The organism is Nocardia vinacea (assembly GCF_035920345.1).
Lineage (GTDB): Bacteria > Actinomycetota > Actinomycetes > Mycobacteriales > Mycobacteriaceae > Nocardia > Nocardia vinacea_A.
Window position 1 is genome coordinate 9,918,591 of sequence record NZ_CP109149.1, and the last position, 25,946, is coordinate 9,944,536.

Consider the following 25,946-nt stretch of genomic DNA (forward strand, 5'->3'; position numbering starts at 1 on the left):
TGGAACCCATGCGACTCAGTCAACCACCTACGACCGGCAAAGGGCGCGGGTAGGCGGGGGAGCCTAGGGTCCGGGGAGGCGGAATCGTTCGCGCTCGGTTTCGAAGTCGAAGCTGTCGCGGCGCTGCACTCGGATGGTCCGTGGGATCTCCAGATCCATTGGGCAGCTTGCGGTTTCCAACATCAGGCGCTTCTCCAGCGCGCTCAGGCTCGGTGCGGTCAGATCGCGCGGCGCACCGACCAGGCTGAGTGCGATCTCATAGGTGCGTCGGGCCCCCTGCTCCTGGCCGGGATGCTCTACGCGCCATTGGGTTTCGAGTAGTAGGTGCTCTGGTGCGTCGGACTCGACTGGCAATGTGAAGCGCCACGCGAAGACATCGCGGTCCTGGAGGTGGTCGTCCACCACCTCGCGCACCGAATCGACGACGCGATCGAGGGTTTCCGGTGTCACATAAACATGGAGCGAAACATCCGAAATTCGTTTCGGCATGTCTGATTCCTGTCGTATGTCGAACCATCAACGGCGGAAGTTATTCCGCGCGCGAGTGTAATCCCTTTACCCACTAATTGGACACCGGGCCCTGCGTGTCACCGGATTCGCTGGGCGGCAAGGAAGGCGGCCAGCGGCGCGGGCCCCCGCGCTCCGGGGGCGACCACCAGGCCCGGGCGCTCGTCGTCGACGGGCTTTTGCTGCTCGTGCGGCGCCAAGGCCAGCAGCAGCGGCACCAATGCCTCGGCGATCCGGTCCCCTATTTCGCAGAACGCGGCCTCCGACAGGCCGACCGGATCGGCGATATTCTCCCGGCCGACCAGAGCGAGGTCGTGGCGGGCATGGTGCAGATCGGCGACGGTCTCGGCGCCGGTGACCTTGGCGATGCGATGCGCCTCCAGCAGGGTGAAAGTGCGCGATCCGGCACCGAAGCCCATTTGCGCCGCCTGGTCCCGGATCTGCTCGGTCATGGCGAGCACCAGATCAGCGCGGTCGATCAGTTCCGGCTCGAGCTTGCGGGCCCGGAAATGGTCGGCGTCGGCGCCGAGTCCTTCGATCGTCCGCGCGGCGAGCGGCTCGATCGGAAAGCCAACCAGCGCACGGGTTCCCGCACTCTCTGCGGTGAGCCCGGGCAGGTTGTATTCGACCGCTACGGCGCGGGTGAGCCGCTCGGCGATTACCGAACGGCAGACATTGCCGTTGCAGACGAACAGGACGTGCATGCGGATACGGTAGGCCGCGCACGGGGCGACCAGAAGGCCGTCGAGATCGAATCACAGCCCACGGAACACATATTCATCTGCTGGTCAAGTGCCGTACACGAAGTACGCCCCGGTATTCGGATAGACGCTCGATCCGCGTTGCCGCAATGCAGCCGATCGGTAGTCGAGGTCTGGGCGTCCTGCTGAAGGTACCCGGCGCGAGCGGTTTCAACCATCACAGTATTGCCACGGTTGGGGATCGGATTTACTCGGACTCCCCACGGTAATAAGCGGATTCGGTGACCACGGGTGCCGCCTCGGATGCCTCGCCGTACACCCGCTGCCGCGTCGTGAACATCCGCCCGCGCGAGGCCACGACGGGTGCGAAACGCGGGAGTCCGGAGGCCGCTCCCGTATCGTCGTACATCGCATCGATACCGCCGCGCATGAAGTAGGCCTCATGCCAGAATCCGGTCCCGCCGGAGTCGCGCAGGAACTTCTGCCACCAATCCCGGTGCGGCGCAGAGCGTGTCCACCGTTCGAGTGAATCCAGATCCCGCCAGTACTGCCGCGCCCCCCAATGCGGCGGAAACAGCGACCAGATCACATCCTCGTGCGACAACAGCCCGTCCGGTCGATCCTTGTGCGAACGATACAGTTTCGGGCCCAGACCGAGTAACCGCAGGATTCCGCGCGGCTTGCGTACCCGCATGCCGAGATAGATGACGACCAGATCCGGATATCCGGACAGATCGACAGTGGTCCTGTTCACCCGCATCGACGCACCTCCGCCTCGGGCCACCCATTGCAAACCCTACGCCGGAAATACGAGACAGTCCGCGCCCTAGTTCGATCGCCGCCCGAGCGGGCCTCAGGTGAGAACGGCCCATGCTCTCCAAGAGCATGGGCCGTCTGCCAGCTGGTGCCGATTGTGGGACTCGAACCCACACGTCCTTTCGGACAACGGTTTTTGAGGTTGTCACTCTCGACGTTTGCATGTGTTGGGGATCGTTGGCTCCGGTAGCGGTGAGCGGCTGACCTGCTGATTCGGTCGGTGGGATCGTTGGTAGATGTTGGTCATGTCGCATATCACTGCGGACTGACTGTGGACCCGGCAGGTGGCTGACCGACACGGTAATGATGGGCGGCGTGTCGGAAGGGCCGCTCAAGTAAACGTCTGGTTTGCCATGAGCATGAGGCTGGGTTGAATCCGGTTGCTCGACGTATGCTGATGCTTGTCGAGGCTCAGGGTGCGCCAGTTTCTCAGCCCGGCCTAACGGCGCGGTAGATCTCCGTAAAGAGGAGCTGCGCAGTGCTGGTTGAAAGTTGCGGAGGGAGGCCCCGATGGATACAGCTGCCCAGGTCGCTTCAGCAATTATCGCCCTTGTTGCGCTAAGTGTGGCCGCAGTGGCGCTGGTACTTACCTATAGGCAGACTCGCTCCTTGGCGGAGCAAACGCGACTGGCCAATAAGTTGGCTCGGACGGCGGAGCTTCGCGCTTTGCTCGGTCATCTGCACAGCGTTACAGCGGTACTGCTCGAGAAGCCCGAACTGAGAAAGTGTGTGTATGGACACGACAGCGGGGGAGGACTGACTGTCGACCAGAAAGACCGGCTCGACACGATGATCGAGATGCTGGCTGATGTTCTCGAATTGTTGCTGGTATCCGTCTACCGCCTGCCCAGTGGCGACGAAACAACTGAAGACAAATCTTGGCTGGAATATGTCCGCGACATGCGGTCTACATGCCCGAAGTTGTGCGAAGCCGTGAGGGACCATCCGACCTGGTGGCCTGCACTGGCGAAATTTCCCGATCGGTGAAGCCCAAGGCCATCGGGCGGATATGTCGCCTATCCACCTGGAACCTACGCCCCTCCCTGCTTCCTCATACTTGCGCCCCTCAGCGGAGCTCGGCCGTGTCAAGGGCGCTCTTTCCCTTGACTCGGCCGAGTGGAGCGAGACAATCGGAGTATGAGGTGGCTGGGAACTCCCGCGTGATCCAACCTCGGGATCCGCGGCTTCGTCGTGTTCGGGGCCAGGGGCTGTGAGAGCCTCATCGGATGCGTACTGAAGCAGTCGCCGTTACCGATGTCCGGATTGGCGACGTCATCAAGTCCGACAACTCTGAGCTGTGGCTCGAAGTCGATGAGATCGGTAGCCTCGCGCCTCAGCCTCGTGATGGAGCGATGCCGGGCGAGCCAGATGAGTATTACACCGGGCACTACTTCTGCGGTCCGATGATCGATGGCGTCGGCGTGAAGGGTGACAGGCATTGCTTCAGCTACCGCGATGACCTGCTGGTCGTGCGTCGAGAAGCGTTGTAGGGTCGTCATTCCTGAGAATGGCGCAGTGCGGTGCCGACGTGCCGACGCGCCGTGCGACCGCCGTTCAGGGAGCGCGTTGCGTGTCGTAGCGCGGCGGCGGCGCTCTGCGCCGCCGCAGGCGCTCTTGAGCCTGTATAGCGAAATTTGTCGACGTTCACGTAATTCCCGCCGCGTTCGTTCATGTAATTGGGCAGGTGGTGGGTCCTGGTTGATGTTCTACCCGATGGCCTCCTTCTGTGGGGTCTTCGGCTCGTTCTTGGTGCGGGGCCGTTTGTTGGGCCGGTAGGACGGCCCGTTCATGAAGACCTGGTGGCTGGTGTTGATGAGCCTGTCCAGGAGGGACTCAGCGACAACGGGATTCGGGAACAGCGGATACCAGTCGACCGGTGACCTGTTGGATGTGAGCACCATGGAGCCGCCGGCGGCGGCGCGTTCGGAGATCAGTTCGTAGAGGTCGTCGGCTTGGGTGGCGGTGAGTTCGCGCATGCCGAAGTCGTCGAGGATGAGCACTGCGGGCCGGACGAACTCGCGCAGCCGTTTGTCCCAGGTGCGGTCGGCGTGACCACCGGCCAGAGTGGCGAGGAGGCGGCTGGTTTTCATGAACCGGACCTCCGCGCCCTGACGGATCGCCAGATGCCCAAGTCCTTGTGCCACATGGGTTTTCCCGACTCCGACAGGTCCGTAGAGGACGACCGATTCACCGACCGGCAGCCACCGCAGTGCGGCGAGGTCGCGGATCTGCGCGGCGGGCAGTTTCGGGGAGACAGCGAAGTCGAACTGCTCCAGGGTGAGTTGTTGCTCGAACTGGGCGCGGCGGATGCGGCGAGCGATCGATTGGGATTCGCGTCGGGCGATCTCGTCGTGACAGAGGACCTGCAGGAACTCGATATGCCCGAGATCCCCGGCGCGGGCCTGGGCGAGACGGGATTCGAGGGTCTGCAACATCCCCGACAGCTTCAACGTTCGCAAGGCTTGTTCGAGGGCGACGTCGACGATCATGCCGACACCCCCTCGCCGCGGTCACGGTCCCCGGCGCCGTCACGGGCGTCATCGTCCCGGTCGGCGTTCGCGGTGGCGGCGATAGCGGCCGGACTGTTCGGGTTGGGCAGGGCCACGACGTTGCGAAACAGCCGCGAAGGGCCATGCAGGAACGCCGCGGCACCTCCATCACCGGTCGATGGTGGTGGCGGATCGGCCTCCAGCCCGGCGACCAGGATGCCCTTGATCGTCCGATAGGACGGGTCGCCGACCGTGATCGCCTTGGCGCAGGCCAACTCGAGCCGGGCAGCGCCGTGCTTGTCGGCCAGCCCAAGCACCCCTTGGGCAGCGCGCAACCGGAAAAGCGCGTTCTCCGACAGCAATTCGGCGATCACTGCGACGGTCGATCCACCGATCTCGGTGGCGCGGTTGCGGCACCAGGTCGGTCCCCGCATGGCGAAAGCGATCTTTTCCGGCGGGTAGTGCGACACGTCGGTCTGCTTGCCGAACGGTTTACGCACGTGTGTGGCGATCAGCTCGCCCTTGTCGAAGATCTGCACCATCGAATACGTCGATCGGGCGTCCACCTTGCGGCCGATATGCCGCCACGGAACCGAATACAAGGCTTTGCCGACCTTGACATGAATATCCGGCCCGACAGTGCCTGTCGTCCAGTCCGCGAGCACAAAGTCCTTGCCCGGCAACGTAATCAATGCCTCCGCCTCGATCGCCGCGAACACCGATATCGGCGACGCACCATCCAGTGGCCGACACGACCGGGCACCGGCCACCTCCCGGCACCATTCGAGGGCCGCGTCCTGCATCTGCTGCAGCGACGTCCATTCCCGGCCACGCCAGAACGAGTCACGGATATAGGGCATCGGCCGCTCGACCCGCGGTTTGTCCTTTGGTTTCCCACGCCGGGCCGGATCCACCAAAGTGCCGTAATGATGCGCCAATTCGGCATAGGACCGGTTGATCTTCGGGTCATACAAATCCGGGCGCGCCACCCCGGTCCGCAGATTGTCGGGCACCAAACGGGCCGGGACACCACCGAAGAACGCGAACGCCTCCACATGCGCTTGGGTCCAGGCCTGCTGGTCCATCGTCAGCACCGGACGCACGAACATCATCCGCGACATCGCCAACACCATCACGAACGCCCAGATCCGACGCCTGCGCCCACCCACCGGATCGACCCACGAACCCAGATACCCGTAATCGATCTGAGCTTCCTCACCCGGCGGCGGGTCATCGCGCAGCACCGTCACCTTCGCCCGCTGGTCCTCCTCCGGAAGGTTCGCTTCCACATACCTTTTCAGCGACGACACCGACGCCGTCAAACCCTGCTCATCGCGCAACCGCTGCCAGATCGTCTGCTTGCTCACCCCAGCCTTGAGCATCGCCACGATGTAATCGCGGTGCTGCTCGATCTGCGGCCACGTCGTCTGCCGCAACCTCGTGTCGGCCAAGTGCGGGAACCACTCCCGCACCAGCTCGCCCCACTCCTGCGGCGACCGAACCGGACCACCCGGCGTCAGCCCGGCCGCTATCGCTGGGTCCACATACTTCTTCACCGTCTTGCGGTCCAACCCCAGGCTGGACGCGATCTGGCTCTGCGAACGACCTGCATGCCAGTGGATCAAGATCTCGGTCACATCGACCACGTCGAACGTTCTCCTCGCCAATTCTGGCTCCCATCACCTTCATCAGATGGGAGCAGCCAACTTCCTGCGAGGACCACACCAGCCACAGCACGCCCACCAGGGTGGGGAATTACGTGAACGACACCCTGCCCAATTACGTGAACGGCATACCGGGAATTACCTGAACGAAAACCGGCTCAACCTGCGGATTTCCGTGAACGCCGACAAAATTCGGCAACAACTTCGGAAGTCACCCGGAGGTCGTCTGCGCAGCTCTGCTCGGTTCGGTTCGATGTCATCGTGACCCGTCCGGGGGTGCCGACTAAGTCGACACTGCGGCTTCCAGCACGTAGCGCAGTGGGGGCTGAGAGCATAGTGCGGTGAACCGTGAAGAGTTGGAACGAGAATCGACCTTCTGGAACGACGCGCTGAGATCGGCAGGACTAGACAACATCTCTGTCAAGCTTGACACGGTGGGCTACCTGGACGGTCACATCCCGAATCTGACGACCCCGCAGTTACGTCAGCAAATGGCCGCAGCTGAGCAGTTTGAGCGCGACTATCCGTTGCTCAGTTACGGCAGATCGCGGTATGGCCGCGCAGTCCACGGCTTGGTGCGGGATTACCAAGATGCGATCAATCTGGAACTGGCACGGCGCGATCGGCACGAGCAGATGCAGAAGATAGCAGCGGTCGCGGAGACCGTCGAGGATGCTGGGGTACGAGACAAGTTGTCAGAACTCGTATCTAAGCTCGATGAGCAGCAGCAGCGGATCGATGAGTTGGCGCGAGATGGCGAGGGTGGAAAAGCCGCCATGAGTCGCCTTGAGTACCGCAAAGAGCTTTGGCGAATGCGGAAGTCGATGTTGGATCGCGAACCAGCAGCGGTTCTCCTGGGCGGTCTCTTGCTGGTCGTGTTCGGCGGAACACTGATCGCTGCCATGTTCTTGCATACCGAGATATCACAGATCATATCCAGCGCTTTCCTTATGATCCTCGGATTCTTCTTCGGCCAGACAAGCAGCCGTCGCTCCCAAGATGACGGGTAGTCGGGTAGTACTGATGCTAAAGGGGGGGCGACTGCGATAACTGACCCCGTTAATGACGCGGTGTGGCGCAGTTGTTAGGAGGCTGTCATCAGGGAGAAGGACCCGGGGCCTGCCCATGTGTCGGTTGGCTGTCGCGGCTTCGTTGTGGGCAGTTGTCAGTGGCGGCGGCTACTGTGAGCCTGACATTGTCGACAAAGGGGGGCCGGCGTGCGGATGTTCGATCGGATCAATCGCCGAGACATCGAACTGCAACTTGCCCGTGTTGTGCAGCCGTTGCCTACAGACACTCCGATCACCGCTTCGGTTTTGCGTGGGATCGTGCGGCAATCTGTCCGTGTTGTTGCGGACGAGTGCGTGTTGTGGTTTGAGTCCGTGGACGAGTTTCGAGTGGGGCCCCGATGGGATCTTGCTACGACTTGCGGTCCGCTGCGCTTGCCGTTCGATTCGATGTGGATCGAATGGGCGATGCCGGAGCGCAATGCTGAGCCAGCGCCAAATGCAGGTTTGGCCGTTGCGGCGTGGATCGCGAGCGAGGAACCGCCCGAGTGGGCACCTCCGGGAACGGTTCAGATGTTGACGTGCATAAACTTCGTCGAGGTGTGGAAGGGCATTCTTGCCTACGCGCCATCGATGGCGCTGGTTTTCGTTGACGAGCACGGCAGCTGTCTGGGTATGGACGCTACCGGCAACATCAGTAGTGAGGATCGAGAAGCGTTGCAGGCCACGGTGTTACCGGGACTGCTCGCGGTTGGACTGATGAATTGCCGGAACGTCGAGGTGAGCGAGTCTCGCGACCGAGATCGCTCTCAACGTAAACAGCGGTCGGGGACACACAAACCCCCGAAGCCATTGCGGCATCACGTCATTACGCTTCCGGGCATAAGTAGGCCGAGGACGTCGGGCGAGGTGCGGTCAGCTGCTGGTGGTCCCGCACCGTGGCATCTAGTACGTGGGCACTTCAAGACATTCACGGATGAGGCGCCGTTGATGGGAAAGCATGTCGGTACGTATTGGTGGCAACCGACTGTGCGAGGTCGGAAAGAAGACGGCGTGATCGAAACCAGTTACAAGGTGGCGCCGCCTACGGGGTCTTCAGGGCCGATGGTGACTGATGCTTGGCGGCCTGAATAGTCGTAAGCGGTGCGGGTTGCTGGTCGATATTGCGGAGGCATGTCTACAGCCTCATCGCCCGAATCGGAGGCGGCTTTCCATCCGGACCTGTCGTGCATACTCGCTAGCGAGCGCTACTGGGCCCCGTTCACCGTCGGCATCGAGAGTGGTGCCGTCATCGTCGTCACCGATGTCTTTCGTGTCGGCTTGAACACCCCAGCGGATCACGTGCGCGGGCTGGATGTCGTCCATCTCATCCATCAACGCGAGTGCGTCATCGAAGCTCGGCAGCAGGCGCCCGGTATCGGGGTCGGCGAACGCGCTGGCGTGGTGATCCCAGATCGGCATGTGGTTGTCGGTGTAGACCTCGCGGTCGAAGTGTGGCCAACGTCCCGGCAAAGCCAAGAGTGTCATCGCCGGTGAGGATGCGGGCAAGCTGATCGGCTATCTGACCAAGTACCTCACCAAGTCCATCGGCGAGGTACTGGAAGCTCCGAACGAACGCACCCGGCGCCACTACGAACGCCTGCATCACGAACTGCAGCGCACCCCGTGCTCACCCACATGCGCGGTGTGGCTGCGCTACGGCATCGCCCCACGTAATGCGACGGCCAAGACTCAACCAGGCCGCTGCAAGGGCAAAGCCCACCGCCGAGACACCCTCGGCCTGCGTGGCCGCCGGGTGCTGGTGTCCCGGCGATGGAGCAACAAGACCCTGCCCGACCACAAGGCCGATCGCATCGAATTCGTTCGGCAAGTGCTCGCCGCAGTCGGCCACGCCAAATCCGAACAAGCCAAAGGCTGGGTAGTACGCCTGACCGAACCGAGTGATCCAGATGTCCCTCGACGCGAGCAACTGATCATGTCCGCGGTCGCGCAACGCTCGATCTGGCAGAACGAATACCTCGCCGCGAAAGCCCTGATAACGGATGCTCCAGGGGCGCAAGAACTTTCGGCAATCCAGACAGCGGCATAGGAACTCGGGAGGGAAATTACCGTGAGCGAGGAAGAAACCTACCTGCGGGCGAAGGACTGCGAGGCGCTGACCGGCATTCCGGAAGCCACTTGGAGGTGGTGGGCGCATGTCGGTTCGGGGCCAGCGAGTTTCAAGCTCGGTCCGCGTCGGCGTGTGTGGCGCAAGTCCGTGGTGTTGGCGTGGATCGCAGAGCAGGAGAAGCTGACCGGAACCGGTGAGGCCGCCTGATGGTGACTCGGCGTAATCCTCGCTCAGGTATCGAGGACCGGTGGTATCCGACTGTGGTCGTGGTCGATCCGGTCACCGGCAAGAAGTCGACGAAGAAGGAGAAGTCGGAAGAGCGGTTCGGCAAGGGGAAGCGGTGGCGTGCCCGGTACGTCGATCCGAACGGGGTGGAACGCTCGCGGGCCTTCGACACCAAGATTCAGGCTCAGAAGTTCCTTGATAGCGACGTGACGACAAAGATTGTCACCGGGACTTGGGTCGATCCGGATCGCAGTGGTGTGCTGTTCTCGGTGGTCGCTGAGAAGTGGTTCACCTCCAAGAAATTCCGCAAGCCGAAGACCGTGGCCGGATATCGGTCGCTGCTGGACACGATCGTGCTGCCACGGTGGGGAGAGGTGCCGATACGGGATATCGAGTTCGAGGACATCCAAGAGTGGGTGGTGAACCTGTCGCAGTCCGGTAGTTCCAGATTCGAAGGTCGTGGCTTGTCCGCCTCGCGAGTGATCCAGTCGTACCAGGTGCTTAGCCAGGTACAACGGTACGCCATCAAAGCGAAGCGGCTGGCGGTGAATCCGGCCGAGGATATCGACTTGCCGACGATGATCGCGGGGGAGCGGAACTACCTCACGCATTTGGAAGTGATGAAGCTCGCAATGGCGGCCGGCCGATTCCGGACGCTGGTGTTCACCCTGGCCTACACCGGTATCCGCTTCGGCGAGGCGATCGCTCTTCGGACATCGAATGTTGACATCGAGAACCGGCGTATCCGGGTGACGCGTTCGGCAACTGGGGTGACCGGTCAAGGCGTGGTGGAGTCGGACACGAAGAATCACACGACTCGGTCGGTTCCGGTGCCCAGAATCCTCGCCAAGGAGTTCTCGGCACTGCTGGGGGGACGTAGGCCGGATGCGCTGGTCTTCCCCAGCCACAGGGGCGGCTATCTCACCTCGACCGAGTTCAGGTGGGTGTTCAACCAGGCGGCGGCGGATGTTGGATTGAAAGGTGTTGTGCCGCATAGCCTTCGCCATACTGCCGCGTCGTTGGCGATCAGCGCCGGAGCAAATATCAAGGTCGTTCAGAAGATGCTCGGCCACAAAACGGCGACGCTGACCCTCGATCTCTATGGGCACCTGTTCCCGGATGATCTGGACGCGGTGGCCGATGGGATGGACGCCGGTGCTCGGACTGCTGCGGACCAATTGCGGACTGCGTGATGCCTGAAATGGGAGAGAGCCCCAATACAGGGGCTCTACCTGGTGCCGATTGTGGGACTCGAACCCACACGTCCTTTCGGACAACGGTTTTTGAGACCGTCGCGTCTGCCAGTTCCGCCAAATCGGCGCACCGGTGGGAAAGCATAGCGGGTCACTGTCGAAAACCACGAATGGGCTGGGTCAGAAGTGATCGACGCCCGGTTTGCGCAGGGTATATGGGTTGTATGCGGAACTGAAAGGTACTCTTTACATCACTCGACGGCGACAGTGGGCGATGGACCGGTGCCCGGACCAGGGCCACTCATTCGCGTGTCGGGGACACGGCATCGGAACCAGAGGGGTCTACCTATGAGCAACACAGCAGGGGGCGCCGGCACGAAGCGGGACGCCGGGGCGAAGCGGGTCGTCGTCGCGGAAGACGAAGCGCTCATCCGCATGGATCTGGTGGAGATGCTGACCGAAGAGGGCTATCAGGTTGTCGGTGAGGCGGGCGACGGCCAGCAGGCAGTGGATCTGGCGGTGGAGCATCGGCCGGATCTGGTCATCATGGATGTGAAGATGCCGCGCCGCGACGGTATCGATGCCGCGGCCGAGATCGCGTCGAAACGCGTTGCGCCGGTTGTGATTTTGACCGCATTCAGTCAGCGCGATCTGGTCGAGCGGGCGCGCGACGCCGGTGCGATGGCGTATCTGGTCAAGCCGTTCACGAAGTCGGATCTGGTGCCCGCCATCGAATTGGCTGCCAGCCGCTTCCACGAGATCACCGCGCTGGAGAGCGAGGTCGCCAATTTGGCCGACCGCCTCGAGACGCGCAAGCTGGTCGAGCGGGCCAAGGGCGTGCTCATGCAGACCCAGGGATTGTCTGAGCCGCAGGCATTCAAGTGGATTCAACGAACGGCGATGGACCGCCGCACTACCATGAAGGCGGTAGCCGAGGTGGTCCTGGAAAATCTGGCCCCGAAGTAGGCCCATCCTTGCGCCCCGGCCGTTCAAGGCCGGAAATTTTACTTTCCGGAAACCCGATCGCGATGAAAAATTCGAAACGATGTCGATCGGATGATCCGAATGTGATGCGCCGCTAACGTACCAACGCTATGTTCTGACCGGGCTGACGTGGTCGGCCTCCTCGGAGGAGAGCCCGGGGGAGCACAGGACGTAGAGGTGAAACGTGCTTAGTTCGACATGGCGCAGTCGTTCGATGCGGGGTGCATTGGCCATCGGTGCCGCCGCCGCGCTCGTGCTGACGGGGTGTAGCGATAAATCGACCGACGGTGGCTCGGGCACCTCCGGCACCAATGGCGCGGGCGGTCTGAAGATCCAGCCGGTCATGCAGATCGACGCCAACGGCAAGCAGGTGCCGAAGTCGGACAGCGCTTCGGCTGCCGACCCGGCGGGCGACGGTAAGGCCACCTGCCCTGCGGGCACCGCGATCGCCATGGCGGGCGCGCTCACCGGTCCGGACGCGGCGCTCGGCATCAATATCGTCGACGGTGTGAAGCTCGCGCTGGACAAGCACAACAAGGCCAACCCGGGCTGCAAGATCGAGCTCAAGCAGTTCGACACCGAGGGCGACCCGCAGAAGGCCACCCAGGTCATCCCGCAGATCGTCAACGACAAGTCGATCATCGGCCTGGTCGGTCCGGCGTTCTCCGGTGAGACCAAGGCGACCGGCAAGATTCTCAGCGACGCCGGCCTGGTCTCGACGACCGCCTCCGCCACCAATGAGACGCTGACCCAGAACGGCTGGACCAGCTTCTTCCGCGGTCTGGCCAATGACGGCGTGCAGGGCCCGTCGGTCGGCAAGTACCTGGTCAACACCGCGGGCTACAAGAAGGTCTGCGTCATCCAGGACAACACCGATTACGGCACCGGTCTGGCCAAGACGATCATCGAGGGCCTCGGCTCCGCCAACGACGCGTCCTGCAACGCCAGCATCAAGAAGGGCGACAAGGACTTCTCCGCCACGGTCACCAAGATCGCGAGTGCCGCGCCGGACGCCGTCTTCTACTCCGGCTACTACTCCGAGGGCGCCCCGCTGGCCCAGCAGCTGAAGTCCGGTGGCGTCAAGGCGGTCTTCGTCTCCGCCGACGGCACCAACGATCCGCAGTTCGTCGCCCAGGCCGGCAGCTCGGCCAAGGGCGCGGTGCTGTCCTGCCCGTGTGGTCCGGCGCCGGATAAGTTCACGGCGGACTACCAGGCCCTCAACGGCGCGGAGCCCGGTGTCTACTCGGTCGAGGGTTACGATCTGACCACGATCTTGGCCAAGGGCATCGATGGCGGCAAGCTGACCCGTCCCGACCTGCTGGAGTACGTGCGGTCCTACGACGGCCCCGGCCTTGCGCGTCAGTACAAGTGGAACGCGACCGGTGAACTGTCCAACGCACTGATCTGGATCTACGAGGTCAAGTAGCCCTAGACAATCCGCACGGCGGCACGTACAGGGGTTCGTGGAATCCCCGTACGTGCCGCCGTGTCGGGTGGGCGAATGAATGAGGGCAAAAGACGAATGACATCAACGGCATTGGCCGGCGTAGTACAACTCGCCGGCGGTTCGATCGACTTCAACTACCACGGAGTGATCGATAACTTCTGGCGACTGACCGTCGACGGGGTGACCTACGGCTCAATCTATGCCTTGGTCGCCGTGGGCTATACCCTGGTCTACGGCGTATTGCGGCTGATCAATTTCGCCCATTCGGAAATATTCATGCTCGGCATGTTCGGTCAATTGGTCGGGCTCATGCTGTTCGGATTCGTGGCGAATCCCGATGTGTACACCCAGGGCATCATCCTGACGGTCACCTATCTCGCGTTGGCGATGATCATCGGCATGCTGGTATCCGGTGGCGCCGCAGTCGGATTGGAGCGTGTGGCCTATCGGCCATTGCGCAAACGCGGGGCCAAACCGCTCAGCTTCCTCATCACAGCGATCGGTATGTCGTTCGTGATCCAGGAATTCGTGCATTTCATCCTGCCGAAGATCAATCCCAAACTCGGCGGCACCAATGCGCAGCAGCCGATCAAACTGGTCGAGCCGAGCGTGCAGTTCAGCTTCTTCGGCGCCGAGGTCGACAACATCAAACTTCTGATCGTGCTCGCGGCGATCGCGCTGGCGATCGTCACCGAGGTGCTGATCAACCGGACCAAATTCGGGCGCGGCATCCGCGCCGTCGCCCAGGATCCCGATACCGCGACGCTGATGGGCGTCTCGCGGGAGCGGGTCATCATGTTGACCTTCTTCATCGGCGGTGTACTCGCCGGTGCGGCCGCGCTGCTGTACGCGATCAAGATCCCGCAGGGCATCATCTACTCCGGCGGATTCATCCTGGGCATCAAGGCATTCAGCGCCGCGGTGCTCGGCGGCATCGGCAATCTGCGCGGCGCACTGCTCGGCGGCATCCTGCTCGGTGTGGTGGAACAGTACGGCCAGTCGCTGCTCGGTTCGGAGTGGCGCGATGTCGTCGCGTTCGTCGTGCTGGTGCTGGTGCTGATGGTGCGCCCGACCGGCATCCTCGGTGAGAGTCTCGGGAGGGCCCGCGCATGACCGACTCGACCAAAACCCCGGACTCCGTACCCGAGACGACCAACGCGGCCTCGCCCAAACATGGTGTCGGAGACGCGATTCGGACCTGGTGGGACGGCCTGAGCCGCCCCGCGCAATGGGGTGTCGGCGTGCCGATCCTCATTCTGCTCGCACTGCTTCCGCTGTTCCCGCCGCCACTGCTGGATACCCCCGGCTACAACTTCGGTCTGGTCATGGCGCAGGTTGCGATGTACGCGCTGATCGCCATCGGCCTGAATGTCGTTGTCGGACAGGCAGGGCTGCTCGACCTCGGCTACGTCGGCTTCTACGCCATCGGTGCGTACACGGTCGGCCTGCTCACCAGCCCCAACAGTCCGTGGAATCAGACCGACGGCGGCTGGCTGAATCCGACCTGGGCCTGGATGGCCTGTCTGCCGATCGCGGTCGCGGTGACGGCCATCTCCGGGATCATCCTCGGCACCCCGACGCTGCGGCTGCGCGGTGACTATCTGGCAATCGTGACCCTCGGCTTCGGTGAGATCGTGCGGCTGCTCGCCGACAATCTCTCCGATATCACCAATGGCAGCCTGGGTTTGTCCGGTGTCGCCTTCCCGCATGTCGGCGAATCCGACAGCAAGCCGGAGGGTGTGTTTTCCGGCGGTAACAGCGGCAATGCCGATAGCGCGAATCTGCTCGACCGGGCCAGTTACGGCACCTGGTGGTATTGGTTCGCGATGGTGCTGGTGATCATCGTGCTGCTGATCGTCGGCAATCTGGAACGCAGCCGGGTCGGCCGCGCCTGGGTGGCCATCCGCGAGGACGAGGACGCCGCCGAGATCATGGGCGTGCCGACCTTCAAATTCAAGCTGTGGGCCTTCCTGATCGGCGCTGCCGTCGGCGGCATGTCCGGTGCGATCTACGCCGGTCAGGTGCAGTTCATCAATCCGACCGGGTTCAACATCATCAATTCGATGCTGTTCCTGTGCGCGGTCGTCATCGGTGGTCAGGGCAATAAGCTCGGAGTCATCTTCGGCGCGTTCATCATCGCCTATCTGCCCGCGCGGCTGCAGTCGGTGAAATTGGTGAGCAACGAGTCCACCGGGTACATCCTGTTGGCGATCGACGTGCTGGTCTTCGTCGGGTTGATCCTCGTGTGGAAGTACAGGGGCGACAGTCTGAGTGCATGGCCGCGGCGCGGCTGCATCTTCGGCATGGTGGTCACCGGCGTCTTGGGCGCACTGCTGCTCGGCAGTGTGCTGCTGTTCCGCGTCGGTGGTGCCCAGTCCCTCGGTGACCTCAAGTACATGTACTTCGGAATTACCTTGGTGGTCATGATGATTCTGCGACCACAGGGTCTGTTCCCGGTGCGGCAGAAGCTGCTTACCTTCGGTAGGCAGGTGTATCAGGCTGTGCGCAAACCGGGTGAGCGTGAATTGATCGGAGCGGGACGATGACCGGGCCAGGCGCGGGTGACGCCCTGTTCGACAACGAGGATATGGCGGCCGGTTACGTGGCCCCGCCCGAGGTCGAGAGCGCGGGCGAGGTCGATGTCACCGCCGTAATCCCGGTGCTCGCCGATGCCGAGGTGGTCGCGGATGTGGTCGCGCCGCACCGCGACATCGAGACCGCGGTGGGTGCGCCGCTGCTCCGCACCGATGGGCTCACGGTGCAGTTCGGCGGTCTGACCGCATTGGACAAGGTCAGCTTCGAGATCCGCCGCGGTGAAATCCTCGGACTGATCGGACCCAATGGCGCGGGCAAGACCACCTGCTTCAACGCCATTACCGGTGTCTACAAACCGGCCTCGGGTCTGGTGTATTTCGACGGCAAACCGCTGACGAAGACCAAGCGCAATGAGATCACCCGACTCGGTATCGCTCGCACCTTCCAGAATGTGCGGCTCTTCAGCGAGATGACCGCGCTGGAGAATGTGGTGGTCGGCACCGACGCCAGGCATAAGACCTCGGTGCCCGGCGCGATCTTCCGCACTCCGCGGCACCGCAGCGAGGAGAAGGACGCGATCGAGCGCGGCATGGCCCTGCTCGAATTCGTCGGTATCGCACCGCGTGCGGTGGAGAAGGCGCGCAATCTCTCCTACGGCGATCAGCGCCGATTGGAGATTGCCCGCGCGCTGGCCACCGAGCCGAAACTGCTCTGCCTGGACGAACCCGCCGCCGGGTTCAATCCGAGCGAGAAATCGGCGCTGATGGATCTGATCCGCAAGATTCGCGACGACGGGTTCACCGTGCTGTTGATCGAGCACGATATGCGCCTGGTCATGGGTGTCACGGACCGGATCGTGGTGCTGGAGTTCGGTCGCAAGATCGCCGATGGGCTGCCCGCGGAGATTCGCGACAACCCGGATGTGATCGCGGCGTATCTGGGTGTGCCGGATGCCGAGGCCGCGGCGGCCGAAAAGACCACCGCCGTGACCGAAGTGATCGAGCCGGAACAGCCCGTCGACGAACCGGCTCCGGCCGGTGGCGAGCATCGCAAAGCGGAGCCGCGCGTCTTCAGCGAGGCGCCGCCGCTGCTCGAGGTCGACGATATGGTCGTCAACTACGGCAGAATTCAAGCGCTGCACGGGGTTTCGCTTCGCGTCGCCGAGGGTGAGCTGGTGACTCTGCTCGGCGCCAACGGCGCGGGGAAGACCACCACCATGCGTGCGCTGTCCGGGTTGCTGCCGCTGACCCGCGGCAAGATCAGGTTCGAGGGTCGTGACATCACCCACATGAAGGCGCACGAGCGGGTGACGCACGGGTTGATCCAGGCGCCTGAGGGGCGGGGTGTCTTCCCCGGTATGACGGTCCAGGAAAACCTCGATATGGGTTGCTACGGAAGGGCTTTCAAGCAGAAGGCGGAGTACGGCCAGACGCTGGAGTGGGTTTTCGAGCTGTTCCCGCGGCTGTCCGAGCGACGCAAGCAGGTCGGTGGCACGCTCTCCGGCGGTGAGCAGCAGATGCTGGCCATCGGCCGCTCGCTCATGGCCCGCCCGCGCCTGCTGCTGCTCGATGAACCGTCGATGGGCTTGGCGCCCATGGTGATTCAGCAGATCTTCCGGATCATCAGCGAGATCAACCAGCAGGGCACCACGGTGCTGTTGGTCGAGCAGAATGCCCAGCAGGCGCTCACTCGTAGCGATCGCGCCTACATCCTGGAGACCGGTGAGGTCACCAAGAGCGGTATCGGCGGGGATCTGCTCACCGATCCCGCGGTGAAGTCGGCCTACCTGGGCGTGGGCTAGAAGTCGGACCGTCCGCGGCCGCCTCGAGGCAAGATTGGGGGATGTGCCCGGCGAAGGCCGAGCTGGCGCTCGGTCTTCGCCATGCACATCAGACGCTGGCCAGTGTTGGGCGCTGGCGCGCCCAACGACCACTACTGGAGGAATGGCGCTGTGGACGGGCATGACGAACTGACGAATCTGGCCGACCGCTACTGGGACAGCGTGCTGGCGGCGGCACCGAGCACGGCCACCCTGCTGGGCGACCACCGCTTCGACGACCGCGTCGAGGATTGCTCGCCCGAGGCCGAACAGCGACTGCTCGCGACCTTGCGCGAGTTGCGCGATCAGGTCGTCGGTCTCGACGCCGAAAAGCTCGACGGAACCGACCGGGTCACCCGCGGTCTGCTGCGCACCGAACTGGATACGGCCATCGACAATCTGGCGTGGCGGCCGACCGAACTGGCATCGGACCAGATGGACGGTGTGCACGCGGGCATGCTCATGATGGCCACCCAGACCAAGGCGCCGCAGCCCGAACACGCGCACGCCCTGGTCCGGCGGTATCGCCAGTTCGGCACGCTATTCGACCAGGCGGTCCAGCAGTTCCGCAACGGCCTGGCCGCGGGCCGCACGCCGGCCCGCATAACCATCGAACGCTCGCTCAACCAGCTGGATGGCTATCTGGCCTCCGATATCGCCACCGATCCGTTCACCACCTTCGCCGGACCGGCGGACTGGGCCGGGGAAGCCGCCTGGCGTGCCGACCTCACCGAGGTCGCCCGCGAGATGATTCGCCCGGCCTTCCAACGCTATCGAGACGTACTGGCCGATGAATTGCGGCCCGCCGCCCGTCCCGATGACAAATGCGGCCTGTGCTGGCTCGGTGCCGACGGCGAGGACATCTACCGGCGGCAGCTGCGCCGCCACACCACCCTGCCCGATCTCGGTGCGGACGAGATCCACGAACTCGGTCTCTCCGAATTGGCGCTGCTGCGTGCGGAGTACGCCGCGGTCGGGACCCGGCTGTTCGGTACTGCCGATACCGCCGAAATCTTCACCCGCCTGCGCCGGGATACCGAACTGCGTTACATCAGTGGCGAGGAGATCATGGCCGATGCGCAGCGTGCGCTCGGCGCGGCGGCCGCGGAGATGGGCAACTGGTTCGGCCGCCTGCCCAAGGAATCCTGCGATATCGTCCCGGTGCCGGAATTCCTGGCCGCGGATGCGCCTGCGGCGTACTACTTTCCGCCCGCCGCGGACGGATCCAGGCCCGGCACCTACTTCGTGAACCAGCACGAACCCACCGGCCGCAGCCGCTACGAGACGGCGGCGGTTGCCTATCACGAGGCGATTCCGGGGCATCACCTGCAACTCACCATCGCCAATGAACTCGATCAGCTGCCGCGATTCCAACGGCAGTCCTTCGCGAATACCGCCTTCGTCGAGGGCTGGGCGCTCTACACCGAACGTCTTGCCGACGAAATGGGTTTGTACGACGACGATTTGGCGCGCGTCGGCATGCTTGCCGCCGATTCGTGGCGCTCGTGCCGACTCGTCGTCGATACCGGAATCCACGCCAAGGGCTGGAGTCGTCAGCAGGCCATCGACTTCATGGTGGCCAACGCACCGGTAGGGCTGACCGAAATCGAGGTCGAGATCGACCGCTATATCGCGATCCCCGGTCAGGCCGTGGCCTATAAGGTCGGTCAGCTCGAGATTCGTCGGCAACGCCGGCGGGCGGCCGAGCGGCTCGGTGCCGCCTTCGACATCAAGGCATTCCACGATGTGGTGCTCGGCTCCGGCTCGGTCAGCCTGCCGGTGCTGCGCGAACTTGTGGCCACACTGTGACCCGCTGAGCGGCTCCCCGAGTTGCGGACCGATGTGGGCGGGGTTCCAATGAATGTGCGGTGATCGAGCTCTCTAGGTAGGTCATGAACGGCACGTTCAGCTCTCGGCTCGGTCCGCTGCGCGGCAAACGCATCGTGCTGATCTGGGCGGTGCTCGGTGTGATCGGTGCGCTCACCGCGACGGGTCTGCTCGTGACCGGACGCTCCACCGACGCGGGTGAAATGCACGCCGCGCGTACAATTTCCGATTCGACGACACCGGGATTCGCGGGCGCCCTGCCCGACTCGGCGAATCCGATCGGCGATGCCGCGCCCCCGGTCGCCTTCGCGCCGTTGGCCGGGTTATCGCCGGCCGGGATGCCGGTCGCGTCGAGTCGGGCGGTGCAGGCGCTGGCCGATCATCCGCTCTTCGCCCAGCACGTCGGACTCGGCAGGGTCGATTGCAAACTGCCCGCCTGGCACGACGATCCGGAGACGGCGCGGGCCTTCTACCGGTCCGCGATCGCCTGCCTGGACGCGTCATGGGAACCGACACTGCGCGGCGCCGGACTGCCGTTCCATCCGCCGCGGCTACTCGCCCCCACCGAATCCCGTGATGTGGCAAGCCAATGCGTGCAGCGACTGCGCAACGGCCCGACAACGTTCTACTGCGCCCTCGACGAAACCCTGGTCCTGCCGTACGACGCTATGCGGCCGCTGTCCAGCGGATCGCGCCGCGGCGCCCAATTGGCCGTCCTCAGTACCGAATACGGCCACCACGTGCAGAACCTGATCGGCGTCATGCAGGCCTACAACGAAAAACGTGCGACCGTCGGCAAGGAAACCATCGCCGGTCGCGAGCAGAGCCGCCGCATGGAACTGCAGGCCCGTTGCTTCTCCGGCATGTTCCTCGGCACCAACTTCGGCCGTGCCGATATCGATGAACAAACCTGGACCGAAGCCTCCCACACCGTCCAGAGCGGCCATGTCACCCGCGATCCACGCATGCAGGGCACCGAAGAAAACGTGTGGGGCTGGTGGAAATGGGGCTCCGACAAGGGCGACACCTGGGAGTGCAATACCTGGTACAGCTCCCCGGCACACGTGGAATGAGTGCGTGCATCTATCAGCGGTGCGCTTCGGTCAGCACCTCGACGACGGCCGCCGTGTCCAGATAGAACGGCCGGATCTCGGCGATCAGCCCGTCGCGGAAGGTCATCAGCTGCATCACCGAGGTCTCCAGCATCCGGTCGGTGGCGCGGGCCAGCATGCGGCCGCGGTTGTAGATGACCACCGTCTCGCCGTCCACCACGAACCGCTGCTCGATGAACTCCAACGATGCCCAGGTCCGGCTCATTGCCGCCATGAATTTCTCGATGCCGTCGGGGCCGTGCCATTCGCCGCCGTAGGGGAGGTGCTCGGCCTGGTACATGACGACATCGGGAGCCAAGCAGGCGGCCATCGCATCGAAATTCGCGCCGTCGGTGATGTAGGCGGCTTCGGCGGCGAAGAAGTTCTGCAGTGCTGCGCGGGTTGTGGTCACCGGGAAATCATGGTCGCCGCGGCGTACCGTTTCCGGCGGAAATCGGACGGCTCGCTGGACTCGCATAACAAGGGGGTGCCGCGGCTGTGGATTGTCGGTGGGGCTCCCTAGACTCTTGCACGTGACCCCAGCGACTACTGATCAGCGTTCCAGCGTCGTGCCTATGGCAGCCAGTGATGCGGGTGGTGAGCGGCCTACGTTGTTGCTGTTGGACGGGCATTCGGTTGCCTATCGCGCGTTCTTCGCGCTGCCCGCGGAGAACTTCAAGACGGTCACCGGGCAGACCACGAATGCGGTGTACGGATTCACCGCGATGCTGATCAATCTGTTGCGGGACGAGAAGCCGACGCATATCGCGGCCGCTTTCGACGTCAGCCGCAAGACCTTCCGTACCGAGGCGTATCCGGAGTACAAGGCGGGGCGCAATGCCACGCCCGATGAGTTCCGCGGCCAGGTCGAACTCACCAAGGATGTGCTCGGCGCCATGGGCATCCCGGTGATGGCGATCGACGGTTTCGAGGCCGACGACCTGATCGCCACCATCGCGACGCAGGCCGTGGGCGAGGGTTTCCGCGTTCTGATCGTCTCCGGCGACCGTGATGCCATCCAGTTGGTCAGCGATGAGGTCACACTGCTCTACCCGCGCAAGGGCGTCTCCGATCTCACCCGGTTCACTCCGGATGAGGTGATGGCCAAATATCAGCTCACCCCGGCCCAGTACCCGGATTACGCGGCCCTGCGCGGCGACCCGAGCGATAACCTGCCCGGCATTCCGGGCGTCGGGGAGAAGACCGCCGCCAAGTGGATTCGCGAATACGGCGATCTGACCACCCTCGTCGACAAGGTGGACGAGGTAAAGGGCAAGGTCGGCGACGCACTGCGCGCCAACCTCAGCAGTGTCGTGCTCAACCGTCAGCTCACCGAGATGGTCCGCGACGTTCCGCTGCCCTATACCCCCGATCAGCTGGCCCAGCAGCCGTGGGATCGCAACAAGATCCACCAGCTCTTCGACGACCTGGAGTTCCGGGTGCTGCGCGACCGGCTCTTCGAAACCCTTGCCCCGCCGGAGCCCGAGGCCGAATCCGGCTTCGAGATCAGCGGCGGTGCGCTCGAGGTCGGCGCGGTCACCGGGTGGCTCGCCGAACATGCGAAAGTTGGTGTCCGACACGGTATTTCGGTGGTCGGCACCAGTGCGCCCGGCAATGGGGACACACGCGCGCTCGCCATCGCCGCCGCGGACGGCGAGAGCGGCTACATCGATGTCGCCGTGCTGACCCCGGAAGACGAAGCCGCACTCGGCGCTTGGCTGGCCGATCCGGCCGTGCCGAAGGCCCTGCACGAGGCCAAGGCCGCCATGCACGCGCTGCGAGGTCGCGGCTGGACCCTGGCTGGTCTCACCAGCGATACCGCCCTGGCCGCCTACCTGGTCCGCCCCGGCCAGCGCAGCTTCAACCTCGACGATCTCTCGCTGCGTTACCTGCACCGCGAACTGCGCGCCGAAACCGACGAAACCCCGCAGCTGTCCCTGCTCGACGACGCCGATACCGTGGACGCCGAGCTGGCGCAGACCGAAATGCTGCGCGCGAGGGCGGTTCTCGACCTGGCCGAGGCACTCGACGGCGAACTGCGCCAGATCGAATCCAGCGCACTGCTCGACGATATGGAACTGCCGCTGCTCAGTGTTCTCGCCGAACTGGAGAACGCCGGCATCGCGGTCGATATCGAGCAGCTCGAGAACCTGCAGCGCCAATTCGCCGATAAGGTCACCGATGCGGCCACCGCCGCCTATGGCGTGATCGGCAAGCAGATCAACCTCGGCTCCCCCAAGCAGCTGCAGGTGGTGCTCTTCGACGAACTCGATATGCCGAAGACCAAGCGCACCAAGACCGGCTACACCACCGACGCCGATGCGCTGGAATCGCTGTTCGAGAAGACCGAGCATCCGTTCCTGCGGCATCTGCTCGAGCACCGCGACGCCACCCGGCTCAAGGTCACCGTGGACGGTCTGCTCAAATCCGTCGCCGACGACGGCCGCATCCACACCACGTTCAACCAGACCATCGCCGCCACCGGCCGGCTGTCCTCGACCGAGCCGAATCTGCAGAACATCCCGATCCGCACCGATACCGGCCGCCAGATCCGCGACACATTCGTGGTCGGCCCGGGCTACCAGTCGCTGATGACCGCGGATTACAGCCAGATCGAAATGCGCATCATGGCCCACCTTTCCGGTGACGAGGGCCTGATCGAGGCCTTCAACTCCGGCGAGGATCTGCACACCTTCGTCGCCTCCAAGGCCTTCGATATCCCGCTGTCGGAGGTGACGCCCGAAATGCGCCGCCGGATCAAGGCGATGTCCTACGGTCTCGCGTACGGCCTGAGCTCCTATGGCCTTTCGGCGCAGCTGAAGATCAGCACGCAGGAGGCCAAGGAGCAGATGGAGGTCTACTTCGACCGCTTCGGCGGCATTCGCGACTATCTCTACGAGGTCGTTGAACAGGCACGCAAGGTCGGCTACACCGAAACCCTCTTCGGTCGCCGCCGCTACCTGCCCGATCTGGACTCCAGCAACCGCCAGCGCCGCGAGGGCGCCGAACGCATGGCCCTCAACGCGCCCATCCAGGGCACGGCCGCCGACATCATCAAGGTCGCGATGATCAACGTGCACAAGGCGATCAAGGAGGCGGGCCTGCACTCGCGCATGCTGCTGCAGATCCACGACGAACTGGTCTTCGAGGTCGCCGAGGGGGAGAAGGACACCCTCGACGCACTCGCCCGCGAACAGATGTCCTCGGCGATCACGCTGTCGGTGCCGTTGGACGTCTCCGTCGGCACCGGGCGCAGCTGGGACTCCGCCGCGCACTGAGCGAGGGTCGCGGCACACCGGATTTCCGGTGTGCCGCACCGCAATTCAGTGCCCGGCGGCCAGCATCGTTCAGGTTCGAAATGATCACTGATCGCGCCGCACCAGCTTTGCCGATCCCGTTCGCAGATCGATCTCATCGCGTGGCGGCGCTCCATCGGACTTATCTTCTTTATGCATCAGTGCCGTCTGCCGCTGTTCGAACTCGTAATGCTTCGAACCTTGAAAGGCCGCGGCGACCTGTTCGAATCCGGTCGCGGCGACCGGCGTGTGCTTGCGGTGTTTGAACCACGGCAGTATCCGACTGCCGGTGAGCCGATTCCACAGCACCTCGACGAATGCGAGTCCGATCAGCAGGATGGCCAACCCGGGAATGGTCATGGCGACAAGGGCACCCATGTGACCGAAAGTACCGCCGCGACGGCAGCTTGCCATCCGTCCGCAGCGCTATGCCCCCTGAGCTGCGCGGATAGTACTCGCGAGTAGGCACGACGGGCGACAAATGTGGTTGCTATTGCCTCGAGATCGACCTATTCTGGTCCGCGTGCCGAATCCCGCCGACCGCCACAGCGCCGCGCTCCATGTCGCAGACCGCGACAGCGCAGTGCTAATTCTGCTTACCGCGATGGTGGCAACCCGGCGACTTCTCGTAGTAACCCGCCGTAGCGGGGTCTGATCCGGACCGGCCCCCTCGCTGCGGGCTACTGACTACTTACTGCTGGTCCCCTCTGTCAATTGAGAAGACAATCCTCGGGAAGACCTCCGCACAATGACCATCCTGACTCTTGACTCCAACATGTTCATCGCCGCCGCCCCCAAGGCGCTGCGCGCCGAATGCGCCGATCTGACACCCGCGCAATTCCACCACCGCTATTGCGAGCACTCCGGCCCGATTCGGGTCGGCGACTGGTCGCCTGCGGGCAATCGGAGCGCGGAGTTCACGGCCACCCTCGAATTCGTCGACCACCTGCGCACGGTGATCGCCACCGGCAGCCCGGTCGCCGCGATGACCTCGGCCCTCTACGACGAGGGCTATCCGGTCGAAATCCTGCAATTCCACCAGCGCCGCACCGCTGCGGGCACGGCGACGTTCGTGCAGTGCGAATGCAATGGCAGGCGCGGCTGGGGCGCGGCCCTGGCCGACGACGGCGCCGAATCGACGGTCCGCGCCATGATCGCGGGCGTCAACAAGCTGGGCGCCTGAGCGCACGAAAACGCTACGGGCCGTTCACATTCCATGGAATGTGAACGGCCCGTTGGCGTAGTTGCGCGCGCCGGAGCTTACTGACCGGCCTGCTGCTCGGCGAGTTGCTTGCGCACCTCGTCCATATCCAGCGCCTTCACTTGGGTGACCAGATCCTCCAGCGCGGCTGGCGGCAGGGCGCCCGGCTGCGCGAAGACCAGCACGCCCTCGCGGAACGCCATGATGGTCGGAATCGAGCGGATGTTGGCGGCGGATGCCAGGCCCTGTTCGGACTCGGTGTCGACCTTGCCGTGCACGACATCGGGATGCTTGTCCGAGGAAGCCTCGAAGGTGGGTGCGAAGCTCTTGCACGGACCGCACCAGTCGGCCCAGAAATCGACGAGTACCACGTCGTTTCCGGTGACGATCTCATCGAAATTCTGTTGGTTCAGCGTCTGGGTGGCCATGACGTCCTCTCGTGTCGTAGTCGCCAGCTATAACGTCCGGCGCGGTATATATCTTCCGGCGGTGCCGCTATCTTCCTCGGGCGACCGGCCACTCGCGCCGTTGATCGCCGTCCCAACGGCGGATACCCACCACGGTCGCCGGGAAATCACGGTCCCTTGCGATGGCGTGTACGGCTTCGCCCAAATGCTGTGTCGGCACCCGTCTGGCCAGCGTGATATGCGGCGTCCATTCGTCGGGTTGCACATTGGACGGTATGCCGGGACACGGCGATACGACTGCGAGAATCCGACGTTGCAGTGCGAGCAGCTGTTCCGAGGGGACTACCAGCCGGACCAGGATCGGATTGCGCGCACCGAAGACCAGCACGCCGCCGAGTCGTATCGGAATCGGTCGGAAAGGCAGCTGGTCCAGTGCGTGATCGATGCGCGGCCAGATCTGCCTGGCCACCGCGACGGTGATATGTGGCCGGTTGGTTTCGGCACTCTTCCCAGCCAAACTCGGAATGCCGGCATCGGCGAGCAACTGCCACTGCCGCCGGATCTCCGCATCGGCCACATCGTCCAATAACAATTCGACCGACTGCACCATAGTTCACGAGAGGTTAG

Annotated in this window: 25 protein-coding genes, 1 tRNA gene and 2 pseudogenes; 17 read left to right on the forward strand and 11 right to left on the reverse strand. The window is 63.7% G+C overall.

What is annotated here, in order from left to right; genetic code table 11:
- Window positions 1-63: 63 nt before the first annotated feature.
- The 3 genes from OIE68_RS45025 to OIE68_RS45035 all read right to left on the reverse strand — a co-directional run bounded on the left by OIE68_RS45025 (window position 64) and on the right by OIE68_RS45035 (window position 1,968).
- Window positions 64-489, reverse strand: a complete 426-nt coding sequence (locus tag OIE68_RS45025; protein WP_327096973.1) for a hypothetical protein — start codon at window positions 487-489, stop codon at window positions 64-66.
- Between the two features lie 98 nt (window positions 490-587).
- Complete coding sequence (locus tag OIE68_RS45030; RefSeq protein WP_327096974.1) at window positions 588-1,211, reverse strand: low molecular weight phosphatase family protein; 624 nt, start codon at window positions 1,209-1,211, stop codon at window positions 588-590.
- A gap of 244 nt (window positions 1,212-1,455) precedes the next feature.
- The gene (locus tag OIE68_RS45035) at window positions 1,456-1,968 is read right to left on the reverse strand and encodes a monooxygenase family protein (protein ID WP_327096975.1); all 513 of its coding nucleotides are present in this window, start codon (window positions 1,966-1,968) and stop codon (window positions 1,456-1,458) included.
- 566 nt (window positions 1,969-2,534) lie between these two features.
- Here OIE68_RS45035 and OIE68_RS45040 point away from each other — a divergent pair.
- Window positions 2,535-3,011 (forward strand): hypothetical protein, encoded by a 477-nt coding sequence (locus OIE68_RS45040; RefSeq protein WP_327096976.1) that lies wholly within the window; start codon window positions 2,535-2,537, stop codon window positions 3,009-3,011.
- Between the two features lie 239 nt (window positions 3,012-3,250).
- Window positions 3,251-3,514, forward strand: coding sequence for a hypothetical protein (locus tag OIE68_RS45045; protein WP_327096977.1), 264 nt, complete (start codon window positions 3,251-3,253; stop codon window positions 3,512-3,514).
- Between the two features lie 216 nt (window positions 3,515-3,730).
- On the opposite strand, the gene istB is transcribed toward OIE68_RS45045, so the two are convergent.
- Together istB and istA are read right to left on the reverse strand one after the other, a co-directional pair.
- The gene (istB, locus tag OIE68_RS45050) at window positions 3,731-4,513 is read right to left on the reverse strand and encodes an IS21-like element helper ATPase IstB (protein ID WP_327096978.1); all 783 of its coding nucleotides are present in this window, start codon (window positions 4,511-4,513) and stop codon (window positions 3,731-3,733) included.
- Window positions 4,514-4,644: 131 nt separating this feature from the next.
- Window positions 4,645-6,159, reverse strand: a pseudogene (gene istA / locus OIE68_RS45055) (IS21 family transposase); the annotation flags it as partial.
- A gap of 359 nt (window positions 6,160-6,518) precedes the next feature.
- Here istA and OIE68_RS45060 point away from each other — a divergent pair.
- Window positions 6,519-7,187, forward strand: coding sequence for a hypothetical protein (locus OIE68_RS45060; protein WP_327096979.1), 669 nt, complete (start codon window positions 6,519-6,521; stop codon window positions 7,185-7,187).
- A 207-nt stretch (window positions 7,188-7,394) separates the two neighbouring features.
- Window positions 7,395-8,318, forward strand: a complete 924-nt coding sequence (locus tag OIE68_RS45065) for a hypothetical protein (protein WP_327096980.1) — start codon at window positions 7,395-7,397, stop codon at window positions 8,316-8,318.
- 51 nt (window positions 8,319-8,369) lie between these two features.
- On the opposite strand, the gene OIE68_RS45070 is transcribed toward OIE68_RS45065, so the two are convergent.
- A complete protein-coding gene (locus OIE68_RS45070) occupies window positions 8,370-8,711 on the reverse strand; it encodes a hypothetical protein (RefSeq protein WP_327096981.1) in 342 nt (113 codons plus the stop codon).
- On the opposite strand from OIE68_RS45070, the gene OIE68_RS45075 reads away from it, so the two are divergent.
- Genes OIE68_RS45075 through OIE68_RS45085 form a run of 3 tightly spaced genes read left to right on the forward strand, consistent with a single transcriptional unit; the run spans window position 8,710 to window position 10,712 of the window.
- Window positions 8,710-9,273: a replication initiator gene (locus tag OIE68_RS45075; protein ID WP_327102033.1), complete on the forward strand. Its 564-nt coding sequence runs from the start codon at window positions 8,710-8,712 to the stop codon at window positions 9,271-9,273. The genes OIE68_RS45070 and OIE68_RS45075 overlap by 2 nt on opposite strands.
- A gap of 21 nt (window positions 9,274-9,294) precedes the next feature.
- A complete protein-coding gene (locus OIE68_RS45080; protein WP_327096982.1) occupies window positions 9,295-9,501 on the forward strand; it encodes a DNA-binding protein in 207 nt (68 codons plus the stop codon).
- Between the two features lie 59 nt (window positions 9,502-9,560).
- The gene (locus OIE68_RS45085; RefSeq protein ID WP_327096983.1) at window positions 9,561-10,712 is read left to right on the forward strand and encodes a tyrosine-type recombinase/integrase; all 1,152 of its coding nucleotides are present in this window, start codon (window positions 9,561-9,563) and stop codon (window positions 10,710-10,712) included.
- A 40-nt stretch (window positions 10,713-10,752) separates the two neighbouring features.
- Here OIE68_RS45085 and OIE68_RS45090 read toward each other — a convergent pair.
- Window positions 10,753-10,839, reverse strand: a tRNA-Leu gene (locus OIE68_RS45090).
- A 221-nt stretch (window positions 10,840-11,060) separates the two neighbouring features.
- On the opposite strand from OIE68_RS45090, the gene OIE68_RS45095 reads away from it, so the two are divergent.
- The 8 genes and pseudogenes from OIE68_RS45095 (at window position 11,061) to OIE68_RS45130 (ending at window position 20,397) form a co-directional block, all read left to right on the forward strand.
- On the forward strand, window positions 11,061-11,678 hold the full coding sequence (locus tag OIE68_RS45095; RefSeq protein ID WP_040688928.1) for an ANTAR domain-containing response regulator: 618 nt from the start codon (window positions 11,061-11,063) through the stop codon (window positions 11,676-11,678).
- Between the two features lie 232 nt (window positions 11,679-11,910).
- On the forward strand, window positions 11,911-13,122 hold the full coding sequence (locus OIE68_RS45100; RefSeq protein WP_327096984.1) for a branched-chain amino acid ABC transporter substrate-binding protein: 1,212 nt from the start codon (window positions 11,911-11,913) through the stop codon (window positions 13,120-13,122).
- A 96-nt stretch (window positions 13,123-13,218) separates the two neighbouring features.
- Window positions 13,219-14,256, forward strand: a complete 1,038-nt coding sequence (locus tag OIE68_RS45105) for a branched-chain amino acid ABC transporter permease (protein WP_062987063.1) — start codon at window positions 13,219-13,221, stop codon at window positions 14,254-14,256.
- Window positions 14,253-15,689 carry a branched-chain amino acid ABC transporter permease gene (locus tag OIE68_RS45110; protein ID WP_327096985.1) on the forward strand — a complete coding sequence of 479 codons (1,437 nt, stop codon included), beginning with the start codon at window positions 14,253-14,255 and terminating at the stop codon, window positions 15,687-15,689. The genes OIE68_RS45105 and OIE68_RS45110 overlap by 4 nt, the downstream gene beginning before the upstream one ends.
- Window positions 15,686-16,642: pseudogene (locus OIE68_RS45115) on the forward strand (ABC transporter ATP-binding protein); the annotation flags it as partial. The gene OIE68_RS45110 and the pseudogene OIE68_RS45115, both read left to right, overlap by 4 nt.
- Window positions 16,643-16,783: 141 nt before the next feature.
- Window positions 16,784-17,479, forward strand: coding sequence for an ABC transporter ATP-binding protein (locus OIE68_RS45120; RefSeq protein WP_327102034.1), 696 nt, complete (start codon window positions 16,784-16,786; stop codon window positions 17,477-17,479).
- A gap of 150 nt (window positions 17,480-17,629) precedes the next feature.
- Window positions 17,630-19,306 carry a DUF885 domain-containing protein gene (locus OIE68_RS45125; RefSeq protein ID WP_327096986.1) on the forward strand — a complete coding sequence of 559 codons (1,677 nt, stop codon included), beginning with the start codon at window positions 17,630-17,632 and terminating at the stop codon, window positions 19,304-19,306.
- A gap of 83 nt (window positions 19,307-19,389) precedes the next feature.
- On the forward strand, window positions 19,390-20,397 hold the full coding sequence (locus OIE68_RS45130) for a neutral zinc metallopeptidase (RefSeq protein WP_327096987.1): 1,008 nt from the start codon (window positions 19,390-19,392) through the stop codon (window positions 20,395-20,397).
- Window positions 20,398-20,410: 13 nt separating this feature from the next.
- Here the strand turns inward: OIE68_RS45130 and OIE68_RS45135 are convergent, their stop codons facing one another.
- On the reverse strand, window positions 20,411-20,827 hold the full coding sequence (locus tag OIE68_RS45135; RefSeq protein WP_327096988.1) for a nuclear transport factor 2 family protein: 417 nt from the start codon (window positions 20,825-20,827) through the stop codon (window positions 20,411-20,413).
- Window positions 20,828-20,990: 163 nt separating this feature from the next.
- Here OIE68_RS45135 and polA point away from each other — a divergent pair, with 163 nt between their 5' ends.
- Window positions 20,991-23,693 (forward strand): DNA polymerase I, encoded by a 2,703-nt coding sequence (gene polA, locus OIE68_RS45140; RefSeq protein WP_327096989.1) that lies wholly within the window; start codon window positions 20,991-20,993, stop codon window positions 23,691-23,693.
- Between the two features lie 84 nt (window positions 23,694-23,777).
- Here the strand turns inward: polA and OIE68_RS45145 are convergent, their stop codons facing one another.
- The gene (locus tag OIE68_RS45145) at window positions 23,778-24,089 is read right to left on the reverse strand and encodes a DUF6191 domain-containing protein (RefSeq protein ID WP_327096990.1); all 312 of its coding nucleotides are present in this window, start codon (window positions 24,087-24,089) and stop codon (window positions 23,778-23,780) included.
- 370 nt (window positions 24,090-24,459) lie between these two features.
- On the opposite strand from OIE68_RS45145, the gene OIE68_RS45150 reads away from it, so the two are divergent.
- The gene (locus OIE68_RS45150) at window positions 24,460-24,894 is read left to right on the forward strand and encodes a 2-keto-3-deoxygluconate kinase (RefSeq protein WP_327096991.1); all 435 of its coding nucleotides are present in this window, start codon (window positions 24,460-24,462) and stop codon (window positions 24,892-24,894) included.
- A 77-nt stretch (window positions 24,895-24,971) separates the two neighbouring features.
- Here the strand turns inward: OIE68_RS45150 and trxA are convergent, their stop codons facing one another.
- Window positions 24,972-25,340 carry a thioredoxin gene (trxA, locus tag OIE68_RS45155; protein ID WP_327096992.1) on the reverse strand — a complete coding sequence of 123 codons (369 nt, stop codon included), beginning with the start codon at window positions 25,338-25,340 and terminating at the stop codon, window positions 24,972-24,974.
- 67 nt (window positions 25,341-25,407) lie between these two features.
- On the reverse strand, window positions 25,408-25,929 hold the full coding sequence (locus tag OIE68_RS45160; protein WP_327096993.1) for a 2'-5' RNA ligase family protein: 522 nt from the start codon (window positions 25,927-25,929) through the stop codon (window positions 25,408-25,410).
- Window positions 25,930-25,946 lie beyond the last annotated feature (17 nt).